This is a genomic window from Levilactobacillus spicheri DSM 15429, assembly GCF_001435095.1.
Taxonomy (GTDB): Bacteria; Bacillota; Bacilli; order Lactobacillales; family Lactobacillaceae; genus Levilactobacillus; species Levilactobacillus spicheri.
Genome location: NZ_AZFC01000003.1, coordinates 103,450 through 128,154, shown reverse-complemented (window position 1 = coordinate 128,154; position 24,705 = coordinate 103,450). Strand labels below are relative to the sequence as shown.

24 protein-coding genes are annotated in these 24,705 nt (G+C 56.8%); 4 read left to right on the top strand and 20 right to left on the bottom strand.

Going from position 1 to position 24,705, the window contains the following annotated elements:
- Positions 1 to 35 precede the first annotated feature (35 nt).
- The 10 genes from pepT to FD37_RS02070 all read right to left on the bottom strand — a co-directional run bounded on the left by pepT (position 36) and on the right by FD37_RS02070 (position 12,298).
- Positions 36 to 1,277, bottom strand: coding sequence for a peptidase T (gene pepT, locus FD37_RS02115; protein WP_056963095.1), 1,242 nt, complete (start codon positions 1,275 to 1,277; stop codon positions 36 to 38).
- 57 nt (positions 1,278 to 1,334) lie between these two features.
- Complete coding sequence (locus FD37_RS02110; RefSeq protein ID WP_056963094.1) at positions 1,335 to 2,141, bottom strand: Nif3-like dinuclear metal center hexameric protein; 807 nt, start codon at positions 2,139 to 2,141, stop codon at positions 1,335 to 1,337.
- Positions 2,128 to 2,835, bottom strand: coding sequence for a tRNA (adenine(22)-N(1))-methyltransferase (locus FD37_RS02105; RefSeq protein WP_045807856.1), 708 nt, complete (start codon positions 2,833 to 2,835; stop codon positions 2,128 to 2,130). The genes FD37_RS02110 and FD37_RS02105 overlap by 14 nt, the downstream gene beginning before the upstream one ends.
- A gap of 144 nt (positions 2,836 to 2,979) precedes the next feature.
- Positions 2,980 to 6,372 (bottom strand): MMPL family transporter, encoded by a 3,393-nt coding sequence (locus tag FD37_RS02100; protein ID WP_420835992.1) that lies wholly within the window; start codon positions 6,370 to 6,372, stop codon positions 2,980 to 2,982.
- Between the two features lie 58 nt (positions 6,373 to 6,430).
- Positions 6,431 to 6,937 (bottom strand): RrF2 family transcriptional regulator, encoded by a 507-nt coding sequence (locus FD37_RS02095; protein ID WP_045807858.1) that lies wholly within the window; start codon positions 6,935 to 6,937, stop codon positions 6,431 to 6,433.
- Between the two features lie 280 nt (positions 6,938 to 7,217).
- Entirely contained in the window at positions 7,218 to 7,616 is a 399-nt protein-coding gene (locus FD37_RS02090; protein ID WP_045807859.1) for a YxeA family protein, read from the bottom strand.
- A 185-nt stretch (positions 7,617 to 7,801) separates the two neighbouring features.
- Positions 7,802 to 8,932: an RNA polymerase sigma factor RpoD gene (gene rpoD, locus FD37_RS02085; RefSeq protein WP_371862574.1), complete on the bottom strand. Its 1,131-nt coding sequence runs from the start codon at positions 8,930 to 8,932 to the stop codon at positions 7,802 to 7,804.
- A 10-nt stretch (positions 8,933 to 8,942) separates the two neighbouring features.
- Positions 8,943 to 10,793 carry a DNA primase gene (gene dnaG / locus FD37_RS02080; RefSeq protein ID WP_056963090.1) on the bottom strand — a complete coding sequence of 617 codons (1,851 nt, stop codon included), beginning with the start codon at positions 10,791 to 10,793 and terminating at the stop codon, positions 8,943 to 8,945.
- A gap of 232 nt (positions 10,794 to 11,025) precedes the next feature.
- The gene (pepI, locus tag FD37_RS02075) at positions 11,026 to 11,907 is read right to left on the bottom strand and encodes a proline iminopeptidase (protein ID WP_056963088.1); all 882 of its coding nucleotides are present in this window, start codon (positions 11,905 to 11,907) and stop codon (positions 11,026 to 11,028) included.
- 151 nt (positions 11,908 to 12,058) lie between these two features.
- Positions 12,059 to 12,298, bottom strand: a complete 240-nt coding sequence (locus tag FD37_RS02070) for a hypothetical protein (protein WP_056963086.1) — start codon at positions 12,296 to 12,298, stop codon at positions 12,059 to 12,061.
- A 448-nt stretch (positions 12,299 to 12,746) separates the two neighbouring features.
- On the opposite strand from FD37_RS02070, the gene FD37_RS02065 reads away from it, so the two are divergent.
- Together FD37_RS02065 and FD37_RS02060 are read left to right on the top strand one after the other, a co-directional pair.
- Complete coding sequence (locus FD37_RS02065; protein ID WP_056963084.1) at positions 12,747 to 13,547, top strand: PHP domain-containing protein; 801 nt, start codon at positions 12,747 to 12,749, stop codon at positions 13,545 to 13,547.
- Positions 13,548 to 13,621: 74 nt separating this feature from the next.
- Entirely contained in the window at positions 13,622 to 13,933 is a 312-nt protein-coding gene (locus FD37_RS02060; RefSeq protein WP_045807864.1) for a hypothetical protein, read from the top strand.
- A gap of 146 nt (positions 13,934 to 14,079) precedes the next feature.
- On the opposite strand, the gene glyS is transcribed toward FD37_RS02060, so the two are convergent.
- The 9 genes from glyS to FD37_RS02015 all read right to left on the bottom strand — a co-directional run bounded on the left by glyS (position 14,080) and on the right by FD37_RS02015 (position 22,117).
- Positions 14,080 to 16,155, bottom strand: coding sequence for a glycine--tRNA ligase subunit beta (gene glyS / locus FD37_RS02055; RefSeq protein ID WP_056963081.1), 2,076 nt, complete (start codon positions 16,153 to 16,155; stop codon positions 14,080 to 14,082).
- Positions 16,155 to 17,081, bottom strand: coding sequence for a glycine--tRNA ligase subunit alpha (glyQ, locus tag FD37_RS02050; protein WP_045807866.1), 927 nt, complete (start codon positions 17,079 to 17,081; stop codon positions 16,155 to 16,157). Before glyQ ends, glyS begins: the two co-directional genes overlap by 1 nt.
- Before the next feature lie 293 nt (positions 17,082 to 17,374).
- Positions 17,375 to 18,163: a DNA repair protein RecO gene (recO, locus tag FD37_RS02045; protein ID WP_045807867.1), complete on the bottom strand. Its 789-nt coding sequence runs from the start codon at positions 18,161 to 18,163 to the stop codon at positions 17,375 to 17,377.
- A 96-nt stretch (positions 18,164 to 18,259) separates the two neighbouring features.
- The gene (gene era, locus FD37_RS02040) at positions 18,260 to 19,165 is read right to left on the bottom strand and encodes a GTPase Era (protein ID WP_045807868.1); all 906 of its coding nucleotides are present in this window, start codon (positions 19,163 to 19,165) and stop codon (positions 18,260 to 18,262) included.
- A gap of 13 nt (positions 19,166 to 19,178) precedes the next feature.
- Positions 19,179 to 19,574: a diacylglycerol kinase family protein gene (locus FD37_RS02035; protein ID WP_045807869.1), complete on the bottom strand. Its 396-nt coding sequence runs from the start codon at positions 19,572 to 19,574 to the stop codon at positions 19,179 to 19,181.
- Positions 19,552 to 20,040: an rRNA maturation RNase YbeY gene (ybeY, locus tag FD37_RS02030; RefSeq protein WP_045807870.1), complete on the bottom strand. Its 489-nt coding sequence runs from the start codon at positions 20,038 to 20,040 to the stop codon at positions 19,552 to 19,554. Before ybeY ends, FD37_RS02035 begins: the two co-directional genes overlap by 23 nt.
- The gene (locus tag FD37_RS02025; RefSeq protein WP_045807871.1) at positions 20,040 to 21,026 is read right to left on the bottom strand and encodes a PhoH family protein; all 987 of its coding nucleotides are present in this window, start codon (positions 21,024 to 21,026) and stop codon (positions 20,040 to 20,042) included. The genes ybeY and FD37_RS02025 overlap by 1 nt, the downstream gene beginning before the upstream one ends.
- A gap of 103 nt (positions 21,027 to 21,129) precedes the next feature.
- Positions 21,130 to 21,609: a GNAT family N-acetyltransferase gene (locus FD37_RS02020; RefSeq protein ID WP_045807872.1), complete on the bottom strand. Its 480-nt coding sequence runs from the start codon at positions 21,607 to 21,609 to the stop codon at positions 21,130 to 21,132.
- A 61-nt stretch (positions 21,610 to 21,670) separates the two neighbouring features.
- A complete protein-coding gene (locus tag FD37_RS02015) occupies positions 21,671 to 22,117 on the bottom strand; it encodes a GatB/YqeY domain-containing protein (protein ID WP_056963079.1) in 447 nt (148 codons plus the stop codon).
- A gap of 147 nt (positions 22,118 to 22,264) precedes the next feature.
- On the opposite strand from FD37_RS02015, the gene FD37_RS02010 reads away from it, so the two are divergent.
- Positions 22,265 to 23,275, top strand: coding sequence for a zinc-binding alcohol dehydrogenase family protein (locus FD37_RS02010; RefSeq protein WP_371862575.1), 1,011 nt, complete (start codon positions 22,265 to 22,267; stop codon positions 23,273 to 23,275).
- Positions 23,276 to 23,460: 185 nt separating this feature from the next.
- On the opposite strand, the gene rpsU is transcribed toward FD37_RS02010, so the two are convergent.
- Positions 23,461 to 23,649, bottom strand: a complete 189-nt coding sequence (gene rpsU / locus FD37_RS02005) for a 30S ribosomal protein S21 (RefSeq protein WP_024746218.1) — start codon at positions 23,647 to 23,649, stop codon at positions 23,461 to 23,463.
- A gap of 177 nt (positions 23,650 to 23,826) precedes the next feature.
- Between rpsU and FD37_RS02000 the strand changes: the two genes are divergently transcribed.
- A complete protein-coding gene (locus FD37_RS02000; protein ID WP_045807874.1) occupies positions 23,827 to 24,654 on the top strand; it encodes a pyruvate, water dikinase regulatory protein in 828 nt (275 codons plus the stop codon).
- Positions 24,655 to 24,705: the final 51 nt, after the last annotated feature.

Genomic DNA, 24,705 nt, shown 5'->3' with positions numbered 1-24,705 from the left:
ATTCAAAATAATTTGACCAATTTTGACTAATTAATTTAAGCCTGTTGTTCCGCGAGTTCGACGATCTTGATCAGTACGTCGGTCGCCCGTTCCATGGTCTGCTCGGAGACGTACTCGAAACGCCCGTGCATGTTCTCCCCGCCGGCAAACAGGTTCGGCGTCGGCAAGCCCATGAAGGAGATCTTGGAGCCATCGGTCCCCCCACGAACGGGGAAGATCAGCGGCTTGATGTCGAGGTCCTCCAACGCCTGCTTGGCCAGGTCGACCACGGTCATGTCCTTTTCGATGACCTCCCGCATGTTGTAGTACTGGTCCTTGATGGTCACCTGGACCCGGTCGCTCCCAAAGGCCTGGTTCATCTGGTCGGCCACTCCTTGGAACAACTTCTTCCGATCTTCGAAGATGTCCCGGTCGTGGTCCCGGATGATGTAACTCAGGTGGGCGGTGTCCACGTCACCGGTCATGCTGTAGAGGTGGAAGAAGCCCTCGCGGCCCTCGGTGTTTTCCGGCCGGTCGTGCTCGGGCAGCGCGGCGTGGAAGTCCATGGCCACCTGCGACGCGTTGACCATGACCCCCTTGGCTTCGGCCGGGTGCACGTTGGTCCCGGTCACAGTGACCTGGGCGTTGGCGGCGTTAAAGGTCTCGTATTCCAACTGTCCTAACGGCCCCCCGTCGACCGTGTAGGCGATGTCGGCACCAAAGTCGGCGACGTCGAAGTGGTCGGCCCCGGTCCCGATTTCTTCGTCGGGCCCCAGGCCAATCTCGATTTCCCCGTGCTTGATCTCCGGGTGTGCCAGCAGGTATTCCATGGCCGCCATGATTTCGGCGACCCCGGACTTGTCATCGGCTCCCAACAGCGTGCTGCCGTCGGTGGTGATCAACGTTTGTCCCGCATAGTTCTTTAAGTTCGGGAACACGGCCGGGTCCAGCGTGTACTTGCCGGCGGCGTCCAGCTTAATCACGGAGTGACCGTCATAGTTCTCCACAATCTGCGGTTGGATATTTTCACTATTGAAGTCAGCCGTATCAAAGTGCGAGATGTACCCAATCTTCTTGACCGGCTTGTCCGTGTTCGCGGGCAAAGTCGCGTACACGTACGCGGACTGCTGGTTGATGTGCACGTTGGTCAAGCCAATGGCCTGCAGGTCCTGGACCAAGTGCTCCGCAAAGGCGGTCAAGCGGGGACTCGATGGAATCGTGGTCGAATTCGGATCCGAGCGGGTATTCACCTTTACGTACTTTAAAAAGCGGGGAATCAGGTTTTCGTACTTTGCCAAAACAAATCACTCCTCAATTTAGTTTCGTTACTAAGTTCAGTTTACGCGCTTTCCGACCTAAAGAAAAGTAAACGGGTCAGTGTTCAGCTTCGTGGCTTGGACCGTCACGGGCCAGTCATTTTCCGCGGCCCAGGTGGTAAAGAGCTGGGTCAGTCGGGGTTCACAGATGCTTTCGATGTGGTGTCCGGGGTCCACCACGCTCAGTCCGGCCGCCAGCATATCCTGGGCCGGATGATACGATACGTCACCCGTGACGTAGACGTCGGCGCCCTGCGCCACCGCCGCGGTGTAGAACTCGCTGCCGCTGCCGCCCAAAACGGCGACCCGGGTGACCGGGGCCGTCGGTCGGTGACTGATCAGCCGTAACCCCGCCACGTGAAAGACCTGCCGGCAGTGCTCGGCAAAGGCCTGGACCGTGGTCGGTCGTGCCAAGTTGCCGATGCGCCCCATGGTCACGGCTGTGGTGGCGGTCTGGCCGTGACTCGGCACCAATCCCGTGCAATCTTGCAGCCCCAGAGCGGCCGCCAACCAGTCGTTCATTCCCCCGGGCGCACTGTCCAGGTTCGTGTGCGCGGCATAGACCGTCAGGTGATGGGCCAGGATCGTGGCGTACATCTGGTTTTGCGGCACGCTCAGGTCCAGGGTCTTGGCCGGATGGAACATCGCCGGGTGGTGGGCAAAGATGAAGTCCGCCCCTACGTCGAGCGCCTCCTGCACGGTCTCCGGCCGCACGTCGAGCGTGACCAGAATCTTATGGATCGGCGCCTCTAGGTCCCCCAGTTGCAAGCCGGGCACGTCCCAGGGTTCCGCCCAGCTCTGCGGGGCAAACTGTTCAAATCGTTCAACGAACTCACGCCCTAACACGGTGCAAGACCTCCTCTATCTGTCGTAATTCCGCTTCTAATGCCGTGACCTTAGCCGTGGGAACGACCTTGGCTGCCTGGACCTGGTGTAAGACCTCCCGCGTGCGGTCGGCCTCGTGTTGCCACTTAGCCACGAATGCCGCGTTGGGTGCCGCGAGCAGGTACGGGCCGAACCGCAAAGCCTCCTCATCGTAGGTCTGCGGGTGAGCCTGCCGGTCGGCCACCAGCACCTCGTAGATGTGGCCGTCCTCGGCTAAAATCTCTTCGGCCACCAGTTGGAACCCGTGGGTCATCAGGAACTCCCGGACCTGCATGGCCCCGACGTTGGGCTGCAAGACCAGCCGGTTGACCCCCGCCAACCGGTCAAAGTCCTGGGTCAAGATCTGGGTGATCAGGGCGCCCCCCATCCCGGCAATGGCGACCGTATCGATGTGATCGGTCGGCTCGATGGCCTGAAGTCCGTTGGCCAGGCGCGCCGTCAGCTTGGCCGTATAGCCTTCCCGGGCAATCTCGTGCCGGGCGTTCTCAAAGGGACCGCGGACGACCTCGCCGGCCACGCCGCCGACGATCAATCCTCGTTTCATCAAGTGGACCGGCAAATAGGCGTGATCCGTGCCAATGTCGGCCAACCGACTTCCCGCGGGCACGTACTTGGCCACCGTCGCCAAACGTTGTGATAAGTGGTCTGCATCCATGTTCTAGCATCCTTCTTTCCAAAAAATCTGATTACCCTTTAGTATAAGCTAGTCGGGACGTTTACGATACTCCCAACCCCAGAATCTCCCGGCAGAAAAAAAGCCACCCGCGATCTCCCAATCGCCGAGTGGCTTTTACGATGCTTACTTTTGTGCGTGTTTTGGCTGATCCGACTGTGCCTGATCCGCTTCCCGCGCCATATTAGAATATGGGTACGGGTACGTGATCTTCATCACGGCCGGCATCACAATTGGCAACAGAATCACCAGCAAGACGATCCCGATGATCACGGCCAACGCAATCTGAATCAACGTCATGACCCCGGACGGCATCAAGGCGGCGAAGGTCCCGCTCAGGATAATCCCGGCGGAGATCACGACCGTCCCGATCACCGTGGCCGCCTGGAGCATCTTGTCGCTCGTGGCGCCCGGTTCGTGCAGGTACTCCCGGTACTTGCGCATCAGGAAGATCGAGTAGTCGACCCCGAGTGAGATCAACATGACGAAGGTGAAGAACGGCGTGTTCCAGGTCAACATGTCCGCTCCCAAGACCGGCTTGACCAACCAGTGAACGATGGTCAGGGCGCCGGAGTAGGCAACGACCAGGATGCCTTCGATCACGATCGGTTGAACCAGTGAACGGGTCACGACCATCAGCGCGATGAAGATCCCGGCTAACATGATGATGACCGTCCGACTAAAGTCACCGGACGCCATTTCGTTGATATCGTTGGTCTGAGACGTATTGCCCCCGAAGGCCACCTGGGCGTTCCCCAGGCTGGTCCCCTTCAGCGTCCCGTTGACCACCTTTTCCAACTTCGGCAGGCGCGCCATGGCCGCAGCGGAACTCGGATCATCGTCCAAGACCACCGTCAGCTTGGTCAGCTTCTTGTTCGGCGACAGGTACGTCTTCAGCGCCGGCGCGAAGCTCTTGCCGTGCAGCTGCTTGGCCGGAATGTAGAACGTTTCGGCGGCGGCCGACTTTTGCAAGCCCTTCAGGTACCCGTTGGCCGAACCGACCCCGGTGGAAACGCTGGACAGGCCGTTCGTGGCCGTGCCTAAGCCGGCCTTCAACGTGGTCAGCTGCTTGCTCATCGACGCGAGCTTCGTGGCCATGGTCTGGTTCCCCGTGGCGACCTGACTGGCCCCGGAAGCAAGCTGGGACGTGCTGGCGCTCAGCTTGTTGGTCCCGGCGGCTAACGCGTCCGCCCCCGTGACCAGTTGAGGCAGCTTGCCGTTGATCGTGTTCATCGCCGAAGACAACTGGCTCGTGGCACTCGATAACTGGCTCGACTGTGAGCTGGCCGCCTGTAAAGCGGTCGCCGCCCCTGGCAGGACCACGTTGGACTTCTGGGCCAACGTGGCGACTGCCGTCTGGAGCGTGCTGGTCGAACTCTGCAAGCTCTGAAGCTGACTTGCCACCGTCTGATCAGCACTGCCGATTGCCGAGGCGTCGCTCCCAATTTTGGCTAACGAACTGCTCAACGAAGCGGATAACTGCTTCTGAGCCGCCGTTTGCTTGGCCAAGACGCTGGCCATGACCTGCTTTTGGGTCGCCGATAACGGGGCCCCGGCAGCGGTAAAGGCCGCTTCGACGTCCGACATGGACACCGAATTAACGGTGCCGACCGAGCTCTTGATATTTTGCAGCTGGGTCGCAATGTCCTTCGTCTGGGTCCCAATCGTGGTCAGGGAACTCGTGACCCCGCTGGTGCTGCCCGTCGAACTATTGGCCACTTGCCTGCTCAACTGCTGAATCGCCGCGTTCAATTGTGGCAACGCCGATTCCAATTGCGCCAGTTCCGCGGCTTGTTGCCCGCCCGAAGCGGACGATACCTTGGTGTTCAATTGATTCAATCCCGCGGTGACCTGACTGATCCCGCTTTGTAACGTCTGAGTCCCGGAGCTTAACGTCTTGGCCCCGCTGGACAGTGACTGGGTGCCGCTATTCAGCTTTTGCGTCCCGTCACTGACCTGCTTCGCCCCAGAGGCTAACTGATTAGCACTCTTCACCGAACCGGAAACGTTCTGGCTGGCTAATTGGCTGTGGGCGGACTTCAAGCCCTTATTGATCTTGTTGACCCCTTGTTGGGCCTTGACCAACCCGCCCGTCACGGTACTCATCTGGTTACGGACGTACAGCTTCTTGATGGCCTTCCCCCCGGGTTGGGTGGCCGACGCGACGGTCTTAACGCCGTCAGATTGTTGCAGCTGCTTGGTCAACCGGTCGATCAGCAGCAGCGACTTTTCGTTATCGAGTTTATGCGAACTTTGAATGTAAATGGTCGTGGGTTCCGCCGTCCCCTTGGAGAAGTGCTTTTGGACGACCTTGAACCCCTGTTTGGCGGGGACGTTATCCCCGATTTCGACCAGGTTGTCATAGTCCAACGTCCCGTGCGAGGTCAGTGCTAACGGCACGAAGATGATGCCGACCAGGATCAACGTGATGACTGGCCGGATCATGGCGTGTTTGGCCATGTTGTGCCACAGCTTGCTGTCCCCCTCGCCCTGGAACTTCTTGACGGGCCAGAACATGTGCGGCCCGCAGACCGCCATGAAGAACGGGTTTAAGGTCAGCAGGACCGCCAACAAGACGATGACCCCGACGGCGATGCCGACAGCCGACCGGTACAGGGAGAAGTTGGCAAAGCCCAGGACACTCATCCCGATCAAAACGGACAGGCCGGAGTACAGTACCGTGCGGCCCCCGATGCGGATGGCCTCCTTGGTCGCCGTATATTTATCGACCCCGCGGGCCAGCCGCTCACGAAACTCGTTATACAGCAGGATGTTGTAGTCGGTCCCGATCCCGAACAGGACGATGACGATAAAGACTTCCGTAAAGTTAGAGAACGGGAAGTTGAACCGGTCCACCAGGTTGGCGACCACGGAAATCGACGTGATCACCGAAACCGCCACCGTCAACAGTGAGAATAACGGGGTGATGGGCGACCGGAAGACCAACCACAGGACCAGGAAGATAAAGATGGCGGCAATGATTTCCGTCTTCTGGACCCCGGCCTGGGTAGCATCGGAGAAGTCCTGGTTCAAGACGTCAGCCCCGGTCACGTAGGTCGTGACCCCGGACGTCTTCGCCAGTTGGGTGATCTCCGAACGAATCTTAGTGATCGAGTGGCTGGACGTCTTGTGAACGTTCAATTGTAATAATTGGGTACTTTTGTCCTTTGAAATCAGTTGGGAAGCGGCCGTGGAACTGTCGCTAGCCGCCGTGATCGACCGGATCTGGTACTGATCCTCATGATGCTTGATCCGTTGAATCGTTTGGTCGATCCGCTGATTTTGCGTGCTGGTCAACGCGGAGTTGCCGTTGTTGAACACCACGACGACCGCCGTGGTCCCCCGTTGCGAACGCCCCCATTGTTTCTGCATGTTGGTGGCCCGGGTACTTTGATAATTGCTGGGAACCGTAATTTGCCCCTTATCGGCCACCAACTTGCTCATATTGGGAATCGTGAGGACGGCTAGTAAGACAATGACCAACCAGCCGATCACGTTCCAAAGGTAGTGCTTATTCATCCATCGCACAGCGTGAACTGCCTCCTTATTCTATACTTGCTCTCTTGATGCTCAGGTGTTACCGGGTCAGCCACTTGGTCCAATCCAGCTGTAACGGTTGCGCCCCATCGGTCGGTAACACCGCCCCAATGGTCAGGGTCGCCAGTTGCTGACGGTAGCGCGCCTCCGCTTGCTTAAAAATGGCCAAAACGTTGGCCACGGGCTGCTGATCCTTGAAGTGCTTCAGGTGATACGTCGCTTGAAACTCCTCTTTTAGCTCCAAGCCGAAGACCTTGTTGACCAGCCCCGTGTTCTGCACGAACGGGCTGTGCCCCTCAATGGCGTCAAAGACGTCGAGCAACGTGATCGCCTGGGGATCCCGGGTCAAAACGATGCCGCCATCACGGCCGGGGACCGTCTTGACGATGTGGGCGGCCGCCAAATGCTGAACGATCTTCTTCAGGTAGCTGGTCGAGATGCCCAGGCGTTCCGCCACCAGCCGACTCTGCAGGGGAATCCGCCGGTCCTGAATCCCGAGTAACGCCACGATACACAGTGCCTGCTCCAAACTTGGTTTGGCTTTCACGATTCAGTTCTCCCTTCTCCCGAATACCGGGAACTTTAAACGAGATACATTATATCCCCTTTACATCAAATTTCAAGACCTTTTACCCAATAAAATAACCGACTGGCGGCTGGTCTTTTATGTAAACGGTTACTGCCCAACAATTCTTCCCCACGATTAAGTATCCCGCACCGCTAGGGCGCAAACCTTGACTCAGATCAAGTCAACGAAAAAAGCCGGTGGCCCCGGCTGATTGCGGGGTCACCGACTGGTCTGACGACTGAGTACCTGTGAGGCTTTTTTAACTCATGGCTAAATTGCTTTGAACGTTAGCGGGAACCCGGCCGATTGCCTTCCAGGATTCGACGTTTTGTCCCTTAGTGGTGATGGCTAAGAACTTGTTTGGCTTCAAGCGCCACTGGGCATCAAAGACCACGGTTCGTGCCTCCCCCTTGGCGTTATAGGTCACCAGCCGATACGTATACTCCTTTTCCCCCGCGCCGCCGATGAACTGGCGGACGGGCTTGGCCGACGTCGACGCGTAGACCGTCTCCTGGGTGACCAGCGGGTTCACGTTATCAATGGCCATCGCGAGTTGCGACTGGCGATTCTTGGTGATCCCCGGTAAGATCACCGCGCCGCCCACGATAATGGCCCCTAAGACGACTAAGGTCAGAACAAATTTCCCCAAAAATTTCATGTGCTGCTTCCTCCGAATTCGTTAATTGGTTAATCACTCAAGTAACTAAGTGAGTATCAACAGCATACCGAATCCGTTGTCGGCTGTCAATCTTTTTTGGCAAAAAAAATACGCCACCCCAGTCTTGACGGAATTAATCCGTGTAACTAGGGTGACGTATTTAGGGATTCAGTTCATTAAGTCGTTTATTCCAAGAAGTCCTTCAGTTGCTTACTCCGTGATGGATGCCGCAGCTTCCGTAAGGCCTTGGCCTCGATCTGCCGGATCCGTTCCCGGGTGACCCCGAAGACCTTGCCGACCTCTTCCAGCGTCCGGGTCCGCCCGTCATCCAGGCCAAACCGGAGCCGTAAGACGTTTTCTTCCCGGTCCGTTAACGTATCCAGAACGCTTTCCAGCTGTTCCTTTAAGAGTTCGTAGGCCGCATGGTCGGCGGGACTCGTCGCATCCTGGTCCTCAATGAAGTCTCCCAGGTGAGAATCGTCCTCTTCACCGATTGGCGTTTCCAACGAAACGGGCTCTTGCGCGATCTTTAAGATCTCCCGGACCTTTTCGGTCGGCATGTCCATTTCGGCCCCGATTTCTTCGGGCGTTGGTTCCCGCCCTAAGTCTTGGAGCAGTTGCCGTTGAATCCGAATCAGCTTGTTGATGGTTTCGACCATGTGCACCGGAATCCGAATGGTCCGGGCTTGGTCAGCAATCGCCCGCGTAATCGCTTGGCGAATCCACCAAGTGGCGTACGTGGAGAACTTGAACCCTTTCCGGTAATCGAATTTTTCGACCGCCTTCATCAGCCCCATGTTCCCTTCTTGAATCAGGTCCAGGAATTGCATCCCCCGACCGACGTACCGCTTGGCAATGGAAACGACCAGCCGTAAGTTGGCTTCGGCCAATTCCTGCTTAGCCTCTTCATCGCCCTTTTCGATCCGCAGCGCTAAGGCCACTTCTTCGTCAGCCGTCAACAGGTTGACCCGCCCGATTTCCTTCAGGTACATCCGCACGGGGTCGTTGATCTTGACCCCCGTCGTGGTGGAGGCTTCCTTTAATTCCTTCTTGGAAACGGCCTTTTGGGCTTTGACCGCCCGTGGGTCCGGTTCACCTTTCTCATCGACCACGCTGATTCCGGCATCCGAAATCGTCTCTAACAATTTATCCATCTGCTTAGCATCCAACGAGTAGGGAGAAGCCACCTTATCCGTTAACTCATCGTATGAGATGTGGCCAGCCTTCTTGGTGTTCTTAATCAGGGCTCGCACCGTCTTGTTATATGCCTTTTGGTCAAACATTGGTTGATCCGTGGTCTTTTTCGCCATTAAAATACCCCCTAGACTAAACTTGCTTGTTCGCCTGTCGTTGTTGTTCCAACTGCACAATCTCAATCACGAGTTGGCGCTGTTGGTCCGTGTCGCCCAGTCGTGACGCCTCGCTCAACGCCCGCTTCTTCTCACGGAGTTGGGCCTCGAGCGGCGCTTCATCCATAATGACCGAGAGATAGTCATCAATCTCCCGCGGGGTGACCGCCGCAAGGGAGATGGTCGTCTCCAGCTCGATGACGAGTTGTTGGAGCCGTTCCTCCTGGATAAAGTCTGTAAACTGGGCACTCTGGTAAACCTGGTGCGTTTGAAAATAACCCTGGGCCAGGGTATAAATCACTTGATAATCGTCGTGCACGAAACAAAAGTTGGGCACCTCGCTCACGCGGGCCCACACATTTCGATCGTGCAGCAACCGGTAAAGCAACAGTCGCTCCGCCCGCTCTAACCGCGTCAACGGGCGCTGTTGTTGATGGACGGTGACGGCCGGGGCCACCGGTGGTGGTGTTGGGGCCGCCGCGGCCTGGTGCCGCTGCCGTTCGCGTTGAGCGCCATCGACCTGGCGGACCTGTTTGAGGCGCGCCACCAGGGCCGCCTTGTCGAGATGGAACTCCGTGGCCAACTGGTTCAGGTACAGATCTAGGGCCACCGGCTCATTCACCTGCGCCAACAGGGGCAGGGCTTCATTCAGGTAGTCGAGTTGTTCGCTATCCGTCTCCAACGCCCGGTCGCGCCGTAGATAGCGCAACTGGAAGCGAATGGGCGTCTCCTTGGCGCTTTGCATGACCTTTTGAAACCCCTCATCACCGTGGGCCCGCCGGTATTCATCCGGGTCTTGCCCCTCCGGTAACTGAATCACGCTGAGGTCCAGGTGACTGTGCTCACGCAACAGGCCAATTGCCCGCTGCGTCGCCCGTTGCCCCGGGGTATCCCCATCGTAACAGATATTCAGATGGTCCGTGGTGCGCTCGATGGCGTAGATTTGCTCGGTTGTGAGGCTGGTCCCCATCGAAGCGATGCCGTTACGGACCCCCGCCTGCGTGGCGGAGATCACGTCCATGTATCCTTCGAAAAGAATCACCTCACCGGCCTCACGAATCGCCGGCCGTGCCAAGTCAAAGTTGAAGAGTAACCGGCTCTTGGTAAACAACGCCGTTTCTGGACTATTCAAGTATTTCGGCTGGTCGTCGCTCTTCTTGAGCACCCGCCCAGAGAAGGCGGCCACGTGTCCGCTCGCATTGCGCAGCGGGAACATGACCCGTTCGGTAAACCGGTCCCGTAAGTCTCCCTGCGCGTTTTCGATGAACAAGCCACTTTGCCGTAACAACTGATAGTCCGCCTGGCGCTGCTCGAAGAAGGGCTTCAGTAACCGCTGGGCCGGGGCGAACCCCAACTGATAGGTCTCGATGGTCTCGTCGGTCAACCCCCGATTATGCAGATAATCCAGGGCGGGCTGCCCCATCTCCGTGTTCACCAGGATATGGTGGTACAGCTTGGCGGCCTGCTCATGCAGGTCGATCAGCTGCGCCGTCTTGGAGTTTACCGCAGGCGCGTTGGCGTCCTGTCGGTACTCGTTATCCAGGTCCACGTGACTGAAGTCGGCGACCTTGACGACCGCCTCGGGAAAGCTCACGTGTTCCAGTTCCATCAAGAACTTGAAGACGTTGCCCCCGCGACCACAGCTGAAGCAGTGAAAAATCTGCTTATCTTCCGAAACGGAAAATGAGGGGGTCCGTTCCTCGTGAAAGGGACACAACCCAAACAAATTTTTCCCGGATTTCTTCAATTGAACGTATTGTCCGACCACGTCCGCAATGTTGGTCGCCGTTCGGACCGTTTCAATCACTTCTTCAGGAATCTTCGCCATCGTTAGCCCCCTTCCTATTCGGTTCACACACGCTAGCCTTGAAAAGTCGCACCCCGGAAACCCGAAAAGTGCGACTCTTTGATTGGAATTCGTGCGTAGAAATACATAATATATAGTACCACGAAGTCCAATTTTGGCCAAGTAAATCGACCTAACTTTGACGCAAAAGAACACCCGACCCCCGCCCCGCAACGGGGACGTGACGCCGAGTGTTCCGTCAAGCATCGTTCACTTAAGCATCGTGGGTCGTCAACCAGTGGTCCAACACGCTGATGAACTCGTCGTGTTGATCCAGCAGGGCCAAATGGCGGCTGTTCGCAAAGAGGTGCCACTGGGCGCCCGGAATGTGGTCGTAGACCGACTTGGCGATCAAAGGCGTGCACAGGTCGTCGGTCCCGTTGGTGACCAGCACCGGCACGTGGATCTTATGCAGTTGATCCGTCAGTTCAAAGTCACTGATCGTCCCGTTTTCCGTGAATTCGTTCGGCCCTTCGGCGATGAGGCTGGCGCGTTTACCGTTGGTCGGCCGCCGCAGGGGTTCCGGAGACTGTTCATCGGGGTCATCCCAGCAATAACGCTCCATGTACCGGTCGTTCGCCGCGAGGTACTTGGGGCCACTGAAGTCGCCCGTCCGTTCGGCCTCGGCAATGGCGGCGCGATCCTCGTAACTAAGATAGGAAATCAGCCGGTGCTGTTCCTGCGTCCAGAGTTTGATAGAGGCTGGCGAGCCGTCGATCATGACACTCTTGACTCCCCGTTGACTATAGTTCGTCAAGTAGAGCATCTCCAACATACCACCCCACGACTGGCCCAGCATGTGGACCTCATCCAGGTGCAGGTACTGGCGCAACGCCACGAGTTCCTCCGCCCAGGTCTCCTTCACGTAGACGCTGCGGTCCTCCGGCAGAGACGACTTGCCACACCCCACCTGGTCGTACATGATGAGCTGCCGGCCGGTCTGAGCATAATCGTCCAGGAGTTCGAAGTAGTTGTGTGAAGACCCCGGGCCCCCATGAATCAGTAGTAAGGGAGCCTTGCCCGGTGTGCGTTCACCCACGATCCGGTAATACGTTTTGAAGCCGTGAAACGGCATGTAGCCTTCTTCAATCTTCATCTTCTCAATTCCTTTCCTGTCCCACCACGAGTTTGCGTTTCTTCTCATGTAAGATTAATCATTTCATAACCGTTTTATAATTTCAAGTCATTCAGGCATTTTGCCACCAAAAAAGTCTGGCCATCGCCAGACTTGGTGCACAGCCCACTAGTCAGCCCTGGGTCTGCCGGGCAAAGTAGGCTTGGATTCGGCGCAACAGGCGTTGGCGAAACGCCGCCGAGTAAGGACGTCGGGCCACTAAGCGCCTTGCCGCCGTGTTGGTCGCGACTTCCCCGTAGACGAAATCGTGTTGTTGCTCGATCTCCTCCACCTGATGAACATTGTTGCAATCAACGGGGACAAAGTAGTCGCTCCCCTGATGGTTCTCAACCAGATAGATCATCGCTGCCATGACGAAGCCCCCCTTCATCGGATTACTGAGGACACCTCTAGTAGACCACGCCCACCGGGTCACAGGTTCGGTGAACACCCGCTTGGGCCGACTCACCTTATTAATCTTTTTAACTATTTAAAGGCGCCTTTCTCATTTTAAAAAAGGTAACGCGGTAACCTTTTATTCAAGGCAGGATCCCCTGGTCGGCTGGCCAAACGACCGACCGGCGATTCTCCCAGACACTCCCCTTGTTGCTGGATTCCTGATAAATTGCTTATTGCAATAAGCAATATCGTTTCGTTTTTGCACTTTACAGTCGCCCGCAGCCTTCACTGATGTGCTTTCAAAATTTCCAATTGCGCTTGCTTTCAAAATGTCTTATTATTAAGAAAATATTAAAAAATGAGAAATTAGGCATTGGCCGTTATCTGGCCGTTGCCTGTTTTAGAAGGAGACCTGATGATCCGTGACCCTTTTTACCCCATCCCCCCACTCGGAATTTTCGTTTGATTCCACCGAACCGCTCAGTCGCTACCTGCAGGCCCACCCGAACGCCCCCGTGGTCGCGACCGAACAACTGGATTTTCACAACCCCGTTGCCCATTTCCATAACAACGTCCCCAACTATGCCAAGTACTGTCGCACGCTAACGACCCTGCAGAAGCGCTACGGCGTTCGGCTTTACCGGGGCGTCGAGATCGGGTACACCGCGGCCGCCGAGGCCAAAATCATCGCCTACCTGGACCGGCACCCGTTCGACCTGCGGCTCTTAGCGGTCCATCAAAACGGCCAATTTGATTTCACCCAGCGCACCGTTCTTCAGCTACCGGTGGCCGAGGTGGTCCGCGAATACCTGCAGCTGATCATCGACGCCTTGGAAAGCCCTGTCCCCGCCGACGTTTTGGCCCACTTCGACTACGGCTTGCGCCAGTTGACCCTGACCCCCGCAGAACTCGACCGCTACGCCGGCGACCGGTTAGACCGGATGCTAGCCTTGGTCTGCCAGCGAGGCCTGGCCCTCGAGCTCAATACCAAGAGCATGTACCACTACGGCAACGTCGCCCTCTACGATGCCCTGATCACCCGCTACCTGGCCCACGGCGGCCACCGTTTCAGTATCGGTTCCGATGCCCATCAGCTGAGCGGCTACGCCAGTCAATTTGCTGCCGCCCGGCGGTTACTGCTCCAACACGGCGTGACGACCATCACCCGCTTCACCGACCATCCCGAGACCGTCTCATTGGTTAACGGGGCCCGGACCGCTTAGCATTTTCAAACTTAGGCAATTCCGCCCAACTGTGCTAAACTGGGGTATCAGAACCCGATAAAGGAGCCTTTACCATGTCGAACGCGTCAGATGACAAAGAACGCCTCAAGAAACTCAAGAGCAAGGTCGGTCCCGAAGTCTGGGACCGCTACATGACCAGCGTTAAACGCGGCCTGCTCTCTCAGAAGGAAGCCGAAGCGGCCATGCTGGTCGAGCGGAAGAAGTCCGTGACCAAAAAGAACCGCGAACGCAAGGCCAAGGGTCCTCGGCCCAAGAGTAACCGGACCAAGCGCCGGGAGCACGCCCAACGCGTCGCCGAAGAGGCCTGGGCCGAACGCAAGCACGCGACCGGCCACCGAGCCCACCATCACGATTCCTTCAACTAGGCATTCTAGCAATCAGAACAGCCGACAAAAAAGAACGGCGCCCCTCAATTTTATGAGGAGCGCCGTTCTTTTTGTATCCGCGTTCAGTTGTCAACGCGTTTTTTGGGATCGCTTCATGACCGGTGAACCGGTCAATGATGCTTTGCTTACTTCACAATCAGCTGATCCAGGTCCCCTAATTGTAAGGTCAAGTGAGCCAAGCGCGTCAATTCAGCTAACCGGTTATTCCGGACCGCTTCGTCGTCGGCCATGACCATCGTGGCTTCGAAGTAGTCGGCGATGGCTGGTTGAACGGCGACCAGCGCCGCGTACAGCGCGTTCAAGCCCTGCGGTGCCGCCGCAGCGACCTGGTCGATGCCCGTGTGCAGCTCGCCTTCGCTGTCGTTTTCGAACTTAGCGGCATCGATCGTGATGTCCGCCACGTTCTTCGGCGCCTTTTGTGACAAGCGGATGACCCGCGTCAGGGATTCGATGACGGCCTTGAAGTTGTCGTCTGCGGCGTGGGCGGTCAAGATGTCCGCCGCCGTGAACAGCTGCGACACATCGGTACTGCTGCCACCTAAAACGGCGTCCACGATGTCGTAACGAATCTTGACCCCCTTGAAGATCTTCCGGATCCGTTCCTTGATGAAGGCGACCACGGCCGCAATCTGGCTGGTCTGATCCAGTTCAGGGGCCACGTTAGCCGCCTGTTCCGCCGCGATAAAGGCGTTGGCCAGGTCGGCCACCGGCAAGGACCACTGCTGGTCGGTCGTGATCCGCACGATCCCCGTGGCCTGCCGCCGTAAAGCGTACGGGTCGTTGGAACCGCTAGGAATCATCCCTGCGGCGAAGAAGGTCAGGATACTGTCGAACTTGTCGGCCAGGGCCAAAACGGCCCCCGGAACGGACGTTGGCAACGCCCCATCGGCCGAGATCGGCTCGTAGTGTTCCCGGATGGCTTGGGCAACGGCGGGATCTTCGCCCTGTAACAGGGCGTACTTCTCACCCATGACCCCTTGGAGTTCGGCAAATTCGCCGACCATCCCGGTCACGAGGTCGAACTTGTAGATCTGGCTCGCCCGTACGGCGGCTTGAGTCTGCGCGTCGTTGAGGTTCAGGTGCTGTGCCAGCACCTTCACGATGGCCTCGACCCGGGCCATCTTTTCGGCCATGGTGCTGATCTTATCGTGGAAGCTGACGGTCTTCAAGCGGTCCACGTAGTCGGCGATGGTCTTCTTTTGGTCTTCCTTGTAGAAGAACATGGCGTCTTCCAACCGGGCCGTCAAGACCTTTTCGTTCCCCGCCACGACGTTTTGCAGGTCGTGGTCGGTCCCGTTACGTACGGAGATGAAGTTCGGCAGCAAGTCACCGGCTTGGCTCCGGGCGTAGAAGAACCGTTGATGGTCCCGCATGGACGTGATCAACACTTCGTCGGGGATCGTCAGGTACTTCGGATCAAAGGTCCCTTCAAAAGCCGTGGGCCACTCGACCAGGTTGTTGACTTCTTCCAACAGCCCCGCATCGATCGTCACGTTCCAGTCATGATCACTGGCGATCTTTTCGATCTGCTTCTTGATCAGGGCCTTGCGCTTAGCGGCGTCGGCGATCACGTATTCGCTGGTCAACTGCTCTTCGTAGTCCGCCGCGGTCTTCAGCGTGATCTCCTTGCCCAAGAACCGGTGGCCCTGGGTGATACGGTCGGTCGTCACGTCCAGGATGCTGAACGGAATGACTTGCTCATCCAGCAGGGCGACCAGCCAGCGAATCGGCCGGATGTACTCGAAGTGGTGGGTGCCCCACTTCATCATGGTCGGGAACGTCATAGCGGTGATCACGTCGTGTAAGCCCGCGAGCACTTCGGCGACCGGCTTCCCGGCGATAAACTTGTCCACGTAGACGTATTCGGTCCCCTTGAATTCCTTGAAGACGATGTCGTCGGGCGTCAGGCCTTGGCCCCGGGTGAACCCGATAGCGGGTTTCGTCCACTGACCATCGGCGTCCTGGGCGATCTTCTTGGCCGGGCCCTTGACGGACTCGCTCACGTCTTCTTGCTTGTCGGCTAAGCCGGTGATTTCCAGCGCTAACCGCCGGGGCGTGGAGAAGGGCTTGATGGCCTCATAGCTGACCCGTTGTTCCTTCAGGTAGTCCGCCACGCGCTTCTGAAGTTGCCGAATAGCAGGCGTCACCACGTGAGCTGGCATTTCTTCCAATCCAACTTCTAGTAAAAATGTGTGTGCCATTATTTTGCCTCCTCAGAATCCGCTAATAATTTTTGTCGTAACTGCTCATCCTTGATCAATGGGAAGCCCCGCTTCTTCCGTTCCGCCACGAAGGCCTTGGCGATGGCCCGTGCCATGTTCCGAATCCGGGATAGGTAGCCGGCCCGTTCCGTCACGGAAACGGCGCCCCGGGCGTCCAACAGGTTAAAGGTGTGGCTGCACTTCAGCACGTAGTCGTAAGCCGGGTGGACCAGGCCGTTCGCAATCTGCTTCTTAGCCTCGTCTTCGTACTCGTCGAAGTGCCGCGCCAGCATGGCCTGGTTGCTCTCCTCAAAACTGTACTTGGAGTGTTCGTATTCGGGTTCCTTGAAGATGTCCCCGTACTTGACGCCGTCGCCCCATTCGAGATCGAACACGGAGTTCACGTCCTGGATGTAGGACGCGAGCCGTTCCAACCCGTAGGTCACTTCGGAGGTCACGGGATCCACCGTTTGGCCCCCCACGACTTGGAAGTAGGTGAACTGGGTGACTTCCATCCCGTCCAGCCAAACTTCCCAACCAACACCGGCACACCCCATGGAAGGGTTCTCCCAGTTGTCTTCTACGAACCGAATGTCGTGTTCCAACGGGTCGATGCCCAGTTCCCGCAAACTGTTCAGGTAAAGTTCCTGAATGTTATCGGGCGACGGCTTCATGACCACTTGGAATTGGTGGTGTTGGTACAACCGGTTCGGGTTCTCCCCGTAACGCCCGTCGGCTGGCCGCCGGGATGGTTCCACGTAGGCCGCGTTCCACGGTTCGGGACCGATCGCCCGTAAGAACGTGTAGGGACTCATGGTGCCGGCCCCTTTTTCGGTATCGTAAGCTTGCATCAGCATGCAGCCCTGGGCAGACCAGTACTGCTGTAACTTCAAAATGATTGCTTGCATGGACAGTTTTTCTGTCATGGATGCTGTTCCTCCTTATTGGTCTAATAAGTGCGCAAAAAAAGTCCCTACGTGAACTCCACCAGACACTGGTAGATTCACGTAGGGACGAAATAATTTTCGCGGTTCCACCCTACTTCTAGTCATCCGACTAGCAGCTTACTTGGAAACGACTCCGAATGTGCCAATACCCGGTGGTCATGGTCCGGCTTCCACTCACCCGAACTCGCTGTCTGCATGCGCCACCGCGCTTTTCATTCATCATAATCGACTTATTTAACTGAAATTAATCATAAGCGTCTCGGAGGTGATTGTCAATCATCATCCGTCGGGTCAGCCATTAATTTGGGTGCCCAGGTCTGCATCTGGTCTAAGAACCGCTTGCTCTTGGGATGGACCCCGATCTGACTGGCATAGATCTCATCCATCAACTGCCGCAACGCGTGTTCCGTGGTGGGTTTGACCTGAATGGTGTGAATCCGGTCCAGGTCGATCACCGAAAACTGCCGCAGATAATAAATCGTCCGTTGGCTCAGGTGCAATCGCCGCGGGTCGGCCGCCCAGTGCTGCTGGCACAAAAGTCCCCCGTAGCTCTCCGAGTAGTCAAACGGCAGGTCGGTGCGGCCGCAGATGGCACACCCCTGGAGCTGGGGGGCCACCCCGAAGGCCGGCATCAGCTGAATCTCCACGATGTTGGTCACGATGGCCGGATTCAGCCCCTCGTCGATCAATTCCAGGGCCCGGTAGACCCGGTGATACCAGTCCGGCAGCTGTTGACTGTCGGGAAAGGCGGTATCGACCAGGCTCATGATGTAAGTCGCGTAGGCGTTCTTGAAAATATCGGTCCCAATCGCTTGAAACTGCCGGGTCTCGCGGGCCGTGCGAATGTAGGACAAGCCCTCATCGGCGATGTCGCCCACGTACCGCCCGACCGTGAACGGGAGGATATCGGCGGTCATCTTAAAGCCCCGCTTCTTGGCCCCGCGCACCAAAAACATCTTCTTGCCGAACTCCTGGGTCAGAAACTTGACCAGGTAATCTCGTTCGGCGTAGTCCCGGCGAAATAACAAGATTCCGTTAAAATCCGTGACGTGTCGTGCCATTCTGGCGTCCTCCCTCCGTCTGAAATCACAAAACGATAGGCGCTGACCTGACCAGCCTCCCGCCTATCGTTTCCTTCAATGCTTTTTAAATGACCCCTAGATATCGCTGTTCCGGTACCCGTAGGATTTCAGCAGGTTCGACTTATCGCGCCACCCTGGCTGAACCTTGACGAACAGCTGCAGGTAAACGGGACTGCCCAGCAGGTGTTCGATATCCTGCCGCGCCATCGTCCCGATCTTCTTCAGCATGCTGCCGCCCTTGCCGATCATGATGCCCTTTTGCGTTGGCCGTTCCACGATGATCGTCGCCTCGATGCGGACCCGGTCATTGGCCTGCGTCTTCATGCTTTCGATCTCGACGGCGACGGAATGCGGCACCTCTTCACGGGTCAGCATGAAGATCTTTTCGCGAATCAGTTCACTGACCACGAACCGTTCCGGATGGTCCGTCAACTGGTCGGCCGGGTAGTACTGGGGACCGTTAGGCATCTGGTCCACCAGGTCACCGAGAAATTCGTTGACGTTGTTCCCCTCCAACGCGGAAATCGGGTAAACCGCCTTCCACGGCAGGGCCGTCTTGTACTGGTCCATGATGGCCAGCAGGTCGTCCGGGTGAATCTGGTCGATCTTATTGACCAACAGGTAGACCGGCGCCTTGATGCCCTTCAGCCGGTCGATGATGAAGTTGTCCCCCGCGCCCCGCTTCTCGGCGGCGTTGATCATGAACAAAACGGCGTCGACTTCGTTCAGGGCGGACAGCGCCGACTTGACCATGTAATCGCCCAATTGGGTCTTGGGTTTGTGGACCCCCGGCGTATCGATGAAGACGATTTGGGCCTCATCGGTCGTATAGATGCCTTGGATCTTGTTGCGGGTGGTCTGGGCCGTGTTCGACATGATGGCGATCTTTTGACCGATCACCCGGTTTAAAAACGTTGATTTACCGACGTTCGGCCGGCCAACGATGGCCACGAACCCGGATTTGTAATTTGGATTATCCACTGGTACTTCCTCCTCAGAACCAACGCATCAGCGCTGGCGCCATGACTAAACAGCCGACGATGACCGCAAACAGGGCGGCTAAGAGCACCCCTCCCGCGGCCACGTCCTTGGCCCGTTTTGCTAAATCGTGATAGGTCTGCCCCACCACGAGATCGACCACCGCTTCCACGATGGTGTTCAACGTCTCCGCAATCAACACCAAAAAGATGGCCAGCGTCAGCCACAGCCACTCGTTGACCGTTAGCTGCAGGATAAGTCCGGCCAACACGGCGAGGCTGCCGACGACGAGGTGTTTACGAAAATTGCGTTCATACCGGTACAGTGCCTTGAGCCCGTCAACGGCGTGCCCCAGGGACTGCCGGAACGCCCGGTTCTTCCCGGTCTGCTTATCGCTTGAGGCCATAGGCATCTAAGATGTCGGCCTGCAGCTTAAACATGACCTTTTCGTCCGCGGGCTCCATGTGATCGTACCCGTTCAGGTGTAAGAACCCGTGCACGACCAAGAAGCCCAGTTCCCGGTCGTAGGAGTGACCCAGGTACTCCGCCTGTTCACTGACCTTGTCCATGGATACGAAGATGTCCCCGATATTTTCGGGGATCTCCGCGGCGAGTTCGTCGTCCATGACCAGGGGAAAGTCGTCATCGGCGGCTTCGTCATCCTCGATGGCAAAGCTGATGACGTCGGTCGCCCGGTCCACGCCGCGGTACTGCTTGTTGATCCGGTGAATGTCTTCGTTGTTCATCAACGTGACCGACATTTCGGTGTTGTCCGCTAACTTCAGGTAGGTGCCCGCGTACTGCAGGACGTCTTGAATCAATTGAATCTTTTCGGCGGGAACGCCGTCGTGGGTCTTATCGTAAATCTCTAAATCCATTATTTTTTAGCTCCATTTGGTTGAGTTTCGTTCGCCTCGTAAGCGTTAATGATGCTGGCCACGACTGGGTGCCGCACCACATCGTCCGCCGTAAAGGTCACAAAGGCGATGTGCCGAACATTTTGTAGAATGTGTTGGGCTTGAATCAGTCCCGAGCGGGTGTTGTGGGGCAGGTCGATCTGGGAGATATCCCCGTTCACGATCATCTTTGAGCCAAATCCCAGCCGCGTCAGGAACATCTTCATTTGCATGTTGGTGGTGTTTTGGGCTTCATCCAAGATGACGAAGGCCGACTCCAGGGTCCGCCCCCGCATGTAGGCCAACGGGGCGATCTCGATGACGCCACGGTCCATCAGCCGCGTCGTGTGTTCGGCGCCTAAGATGGCGTACAGCGCATCATAGATGGGCCGCAGGTAAGGGTCGACCTTTTCCTTCAGGTCCCCGGGTAAGAAGCCCAGGCTTTCGCCGGCCTCGACCGCGGGCCGCGTCAGGATGATTTTCTCAACGTCCCCGTGTTTTAAGGCCGCCACGGCCATGACCACGGCCAGGTAGGTCTTCCCCGTTCCGGCCGGACCGATGCCAAAGGTAATGTCGTTGTGCTTGATGGCATCGATGTACTGCCGTTGGCCAAAGCTCTTGACCCGCACAGGGCGGCCCTTCGCGTCGTTTAACAGCTTTTCGGTATACAGGTCTTGGAAGTAGGTCAACGTCCCCTTCTCGGCCATTTTCATGGCACTCACAACGTCTGAGCTGTTCAGGTGAACGCCCTTCGCTAAGAGACCACTCATGTTGCGCAGGATGTTCAGCGCTTGATCGACCGCGGTCGCATCCCCGGCGACTTTGATTGAATTCCCGAAGGGCTTGATGGTTACCGCGAGTCCTTCCTCGAGTAAGGTCACAAACTGGTCCTGAGCACCCAAAAGAGCCGCTTCGTCGGCGGGATTTTCTAGGATATATTCTTTTTCAATCTTCGCGTTTTCAGTCAAAGACGTTTGCTCCTTTATCTTAAAAATTTAAGGATACTGATACTTGAATTTTAGCATACCACCGGGGATTGTAAAAGGATTGACCGTTAAAATCCACCGGGAGTTAGCTGCCCTGATTCTCCGGGGACAACGCTTGCGTTAAAATGAGCCGGTCGCGGAGGCGTAACCCGTTCTCCCAGATGGGCAGTGAATAATGGTGGGTAAAGTAATCCGGTTCGACGGCCACAATCCGCAGACCGCACTTTTGGTACAGGTAGAGTTGCCCCAGGCTGGTACTGCCGGTCGCCACGCGTAACGTGGTTTGCCCGTGTTCACTGCCCCATTGTTGGGCAAACCGGATGGCGGCTTGGCCGATCCCGCGCCGTTGCTTCGCGGGTATAACAGACAGATTGGTGATTTCTAAGACGCGGTGGGGCCGCACCGTGAGGACCAACACGCCGACCAGTTCTCGCTGCCAAAATAGGGTCAACCCGGTACTTTGGGGTAAATAGGTCATCACCTGGTCCCACTCGGGGTCGGCCTGCAAGAGTAAGTCCCGAATCGCCGGGCTGACCGTCTGAAAACGTTCGTACTGTAATGCCATTCGTCACCCTCCTCACCAGAAAAGCCACCCCGGACAACGGGCCCGGCAGTGGCTTTACGATTTATTTGTTGAGTTGTGCCTTAACGGTCTGGTTGACCAGGTTACCGTCAGCCTTGCCCTTGACTTGGGGCATCACGGCACCCATGACCTTGCCGAAGTCGCCCATGCCGGTCGCGCCGACCTTTGCGATGCTGTCGGTCACGATCTGCGTGATCTCGTCGGCACTCAATTGCTTCGGCGCATACTTCTCCACGATCTTGATCTCGGCCTTGACGCCGGCAACCAGGTCCTCCCGGTTCCCCTTCTGGAACTCTTCCAGGGATTCCTTCCGTTGCTTTAATTCGCGGGAAACCACCGTCAGTTCTTCGTCGGCCGTTAAGTCGTGGCCTTGCTTGATCTTTTCGTTGGTCAAAGCGGCCTTCATCATCCGAACCACGTTCAAGGTCAGCTTGTCGTGGGCCTTCATCGCCGTCTTTAAATCTTCTGTTAATTGGGTTTCTAAACTCATTGGGGGTTCCTCCTAAATTAGTATACCAATTTATTTTACTACTTATTGGCCGGGGCGTCAGGTTTAGAGACGTTTGACTTGCGGTTTTTCCGAAAAATCGGTACGCTTGCTGTGAGCTTACAAAAAGAAAGGAACTAATTCATGATGATGCATGCGATTGGTTATACCCGTCATCTACCCTTAGATGACCCCCAGAGTCTTGTTCAATTCGATCTCGCCCAACCGACGCCCACGGGTCACGACCTGTTAGTCGCAGTGGCGGCCACGGCCGTGAATCCCGTCGACCTAGTCGGCTTCAAACGCGACGCGCCGGACGACGACCACCCCGCCATTCTCGGCTGGGACGCCGTCGGGACCGTCAGTGCCGTGGGAGACGCGGTGACCCTGTTTCACCCCGGTGACCGGGTCTTCTACGCCGGTGATTTCAGCCGTTCCGGGAGCGACACCGACTTTCAATTGGTCGACGAGCGGATCGTCGGCCACGCCCCACAGACGTTATCCACGGCCGAAAGTGCGGCTATGCCCTTAACGGCACTGACCGCCTGGGAAGCCCTTTTCGAACAACTGGGCATCGACCCGCACGCCGACAACCAGGGACAAACGCTCCTCGTGATCAACGGCGCGGGGGGCGTCGGGTCCGTGGCGACCCAGCTCGCCCACTGGGCCGGCCTGAAAGTCATCGCCACCGCCTCACGTCCAGAAACCATCGCGTGGACCAAGGCCCACGGCGCCGACGTCACGGTCAATCACCGTCAGGACTTGGTCCCCCAAGTTCGGGCCCTGGGTCACCAGTACGTCGATTACGTGCTGGAACTCAGCAACCTGAACCAACATTGGGCTGAAATCGTCGACCTGATCAAGCCGAGCGGCAAGATCGTCTCCATTACGGGCAGTGAGGTGCCCATCGACCTGCGGGCCCTCAAGCAGAAGCGCGCGACCTTCGCCTGGGAATGGATGTTCAGTAAGGCCTGGTTCCAGACCGCGGACATGGTCAGTCAACACCACGCCCTCGACGAGATCAGCCAATTGCTGGATGCGGGCGTCCTCAAGTCGACGCTGACCAAGACGCTGACGCCCTTCACCGCCGAGAACCTCCGTGCCGCCTTGCAGCTGGTCGCGAGCCACCGCATGATGGGCAAGGCCGTTATTGAAAGATAACTTACTGTCCGCGGCAGGCCCCTAGCAAAAATCACCTTGCGGTACCGGGTCACAATCACTTAAACGTTAAAAAGACCGGCAATTTCCCATCACGAATTGTCGATCTTTTTTTAGAGAAAATTTCAACTGGCACGAAAAAAGCTCTTGAAGCTTGATCCGCAGATCAGGTTTCAAGAACTTTTTAATTAAAAGCGACGCTTCTTAGCTTTACGCTTCCGCGCAGCTTCGGATTTTAACTTTTTCTTCACACTTGGTTTTTCGTAAAATTCACGTTTACGGTATTCTTGTAAAGTACCGCTACGGGAAACCGTACGTTTGAAGCGCCGAAGAGCGTCGTCAAAAGACTCGTTTTTACGAACGACTGTCTTTGCCATTTGAAATTCCCTCCCTCCGAGCACAAGTAATAACGCTGATTAGAATTTATCTACCAGCGTGACGGTTCTTAACCATTATACATAAACACACAAAATGCGTCAATAATGGTTTTGAATAAAATTTGAACCGGTCTTTCCTAGGGGGTAAACTAGAAGAAAAACCAGAGGTGCTTACCCATGTCGCAAATTACAATTTTTGTTATCTCCGACTCATCCGGAGAAACCGCGCTGACCGTTGCCCAGACCGCCGCATCGCAATTTCCCGGCGTCAAGGTCAGCTATCAACGGTTCCCCTTCATTCAGACCCATTCGATCCTCGATAGTATCTTAAATCTGGCCCAAAAACAACACGCGATGCTCTTCCACACCCTGGTCAACCAGGAGCTCAGCCAACACGTGCAGGACTTCGCGCAGGCCCACGGGTTACAGCACTTCGATTGCATCCAGCCGGCCATGACCGTTATGCAGGCCGCTACCGGGCTTGAACCCGCCGGCGTTCCCGGCTTGGTCCACAACCTGACCGACACCTACTTCGACCGCATCGCCGCCATGGAGTTCGCCGTGACCTACGACGACGGGAAGGACCCAGCCGGACTGCTGAAGGCCGACATCGTGATTCTGGGAGTCTCCCGGACCTCGAAGACCCCGCTGTCCCTCTTCCTAGCCAACCGCAACCTGCGCGTCGCCAACCTGCCCCTGTCGCCCAAGACGCAGTTGCCCAAGGAGCTCTGGCAGGTCGACCCGAAGCGCATCTTTGGGTTGACCAACCGGCCGGAGATTCTGCGCAAGATCCGTCAGGAACGCATGATCTCTTACGGGCTCCCCGCCGACAGTGCTTACTCCGACACGGCCAAAATCACCGAGGAACTCGATTACGCCCAGGCCATCTACAAAAAAATCGGCTGCCTGGTCATCGACGTCTCGAATAAGTCCATCGAAGAAACTGCCACGTTGATCATGGAAAGCGTCGACTACGACCTGATTCCCCACCCATTAAGCGACTAGTCCGGCGTTTCCACCAGTTGAATAAAGCACTAACGGCCACACCAGCAACCT

Coding starts and splice junctions, on each gene's coding strand:
- FD37_RS02105 (WP_045807856.1), bottom strand. CDS start 2,835: ATGGATGCAGACCACTTATCACAACGTTTGGCGACGGTGGCCAAGTAC.
- FD37_RS02100 (WP_420835992.1), bottom strand. CDS start 6,372: ATGAATAAGCACTACCTTTGGAACGTGATCGGCTGGTTGGTCATTGTC.
- FD37_RS02090 (WP_045807859.1), bottom strand. CDS start 7,616: ATGAAATTTTTGGGGAAATTTGTTCTGACCTTAGTCGTCTTAGGGGCC.
- dnaG (WP_056963090.1), bottom strand. CDS start 10,793: ATGGCGAAGATTCCTGAAGAAGTGATTGAAACGGTCCGAACGGCGACC.
- pepI (WP_056963088.1), bottom strand. CDS start 11,907: ATGAAGATTGAAGAAGGCTACATGCCGTTTCACGGCTTCAAAACGTAT.
- FD37_RS02070 (WP_056963086.1), bottom strand. CDS start 12,298: ATGGCAGCGATGATCTATCTGGTTGAGAACCATCAGGGGAGCGACTAC.
- FD37_RS02060 (WP_045807864.1), top strand. CDS start 13,622: ATGTCGAACGCGTCAGATGACAAAGAACGCCTCAAGAAACTCAAGAGC.
- glyS (WP_056963081.1), bottom strand. CDS start 16,155: ATGGCACACACATTTTTACTAGAAGTTGGATTGGAAGAAATGCCAGCT.
- glyQ (WP_045807866.1), bottom strand. CDS start 17,081: ATGACAGAAAAACTGTCCATGCAAGCAATCATTTTGAAGTTACAGCAG.
- recO (WP_045807867.1), bottom strand. CDS start 18,163: ATGGCACGACACGTCACGGATTTTAACGGAATCTTGTTATTTCGCCGG.
- FD37_RS02035 (WP_045807869.1), bottom strand. CDS start 19,574: ATGCCTATGGCCTCAAGCGATAAGCAGACCGGGAAGAACCGGGCGTTC.
- ybeY (WP_045807870.1), bottom strand. CDS start 20,040: ATGGATTTAGAGATTTACGATAAGACCCACGACGGCGTTCCCGCCGAA.
- FD37_RS02020 (WP_045807872.1), bottom strand. CDS start 21,609: ATGGCATTACAGTACGAACGTTTTCAGACGGTCAGCCCGGCGATTCGG.
- FD37_RS02015 (WP_056963079.1), bottom strand. CDS start 22,117: ATGAGTTTAGAAACCCAATTAACAGAAGATTTAAAGACGGCGATGAAG.
- FD37_RS02010 (WP_371862575.1), top strand. CDS start 22,265: ATGCATGCGATTGGTTATACCCGTCATCTACCCTTAGATGACCCCCAG.
- rpsU (WP_024746218.1), bottom strand. CDS start 23,649: ATGGCAAAGACAGTCGTTCGTAAAAACGAGTCTTTTGACGACGCTCTT.
- FD37_RS02000 (WP_045807874.1), top strand. CDS start 23,827: ATGTCGCAAATTACAATTTTTGTTATCTCCGACTCATCCGGAGAAACC.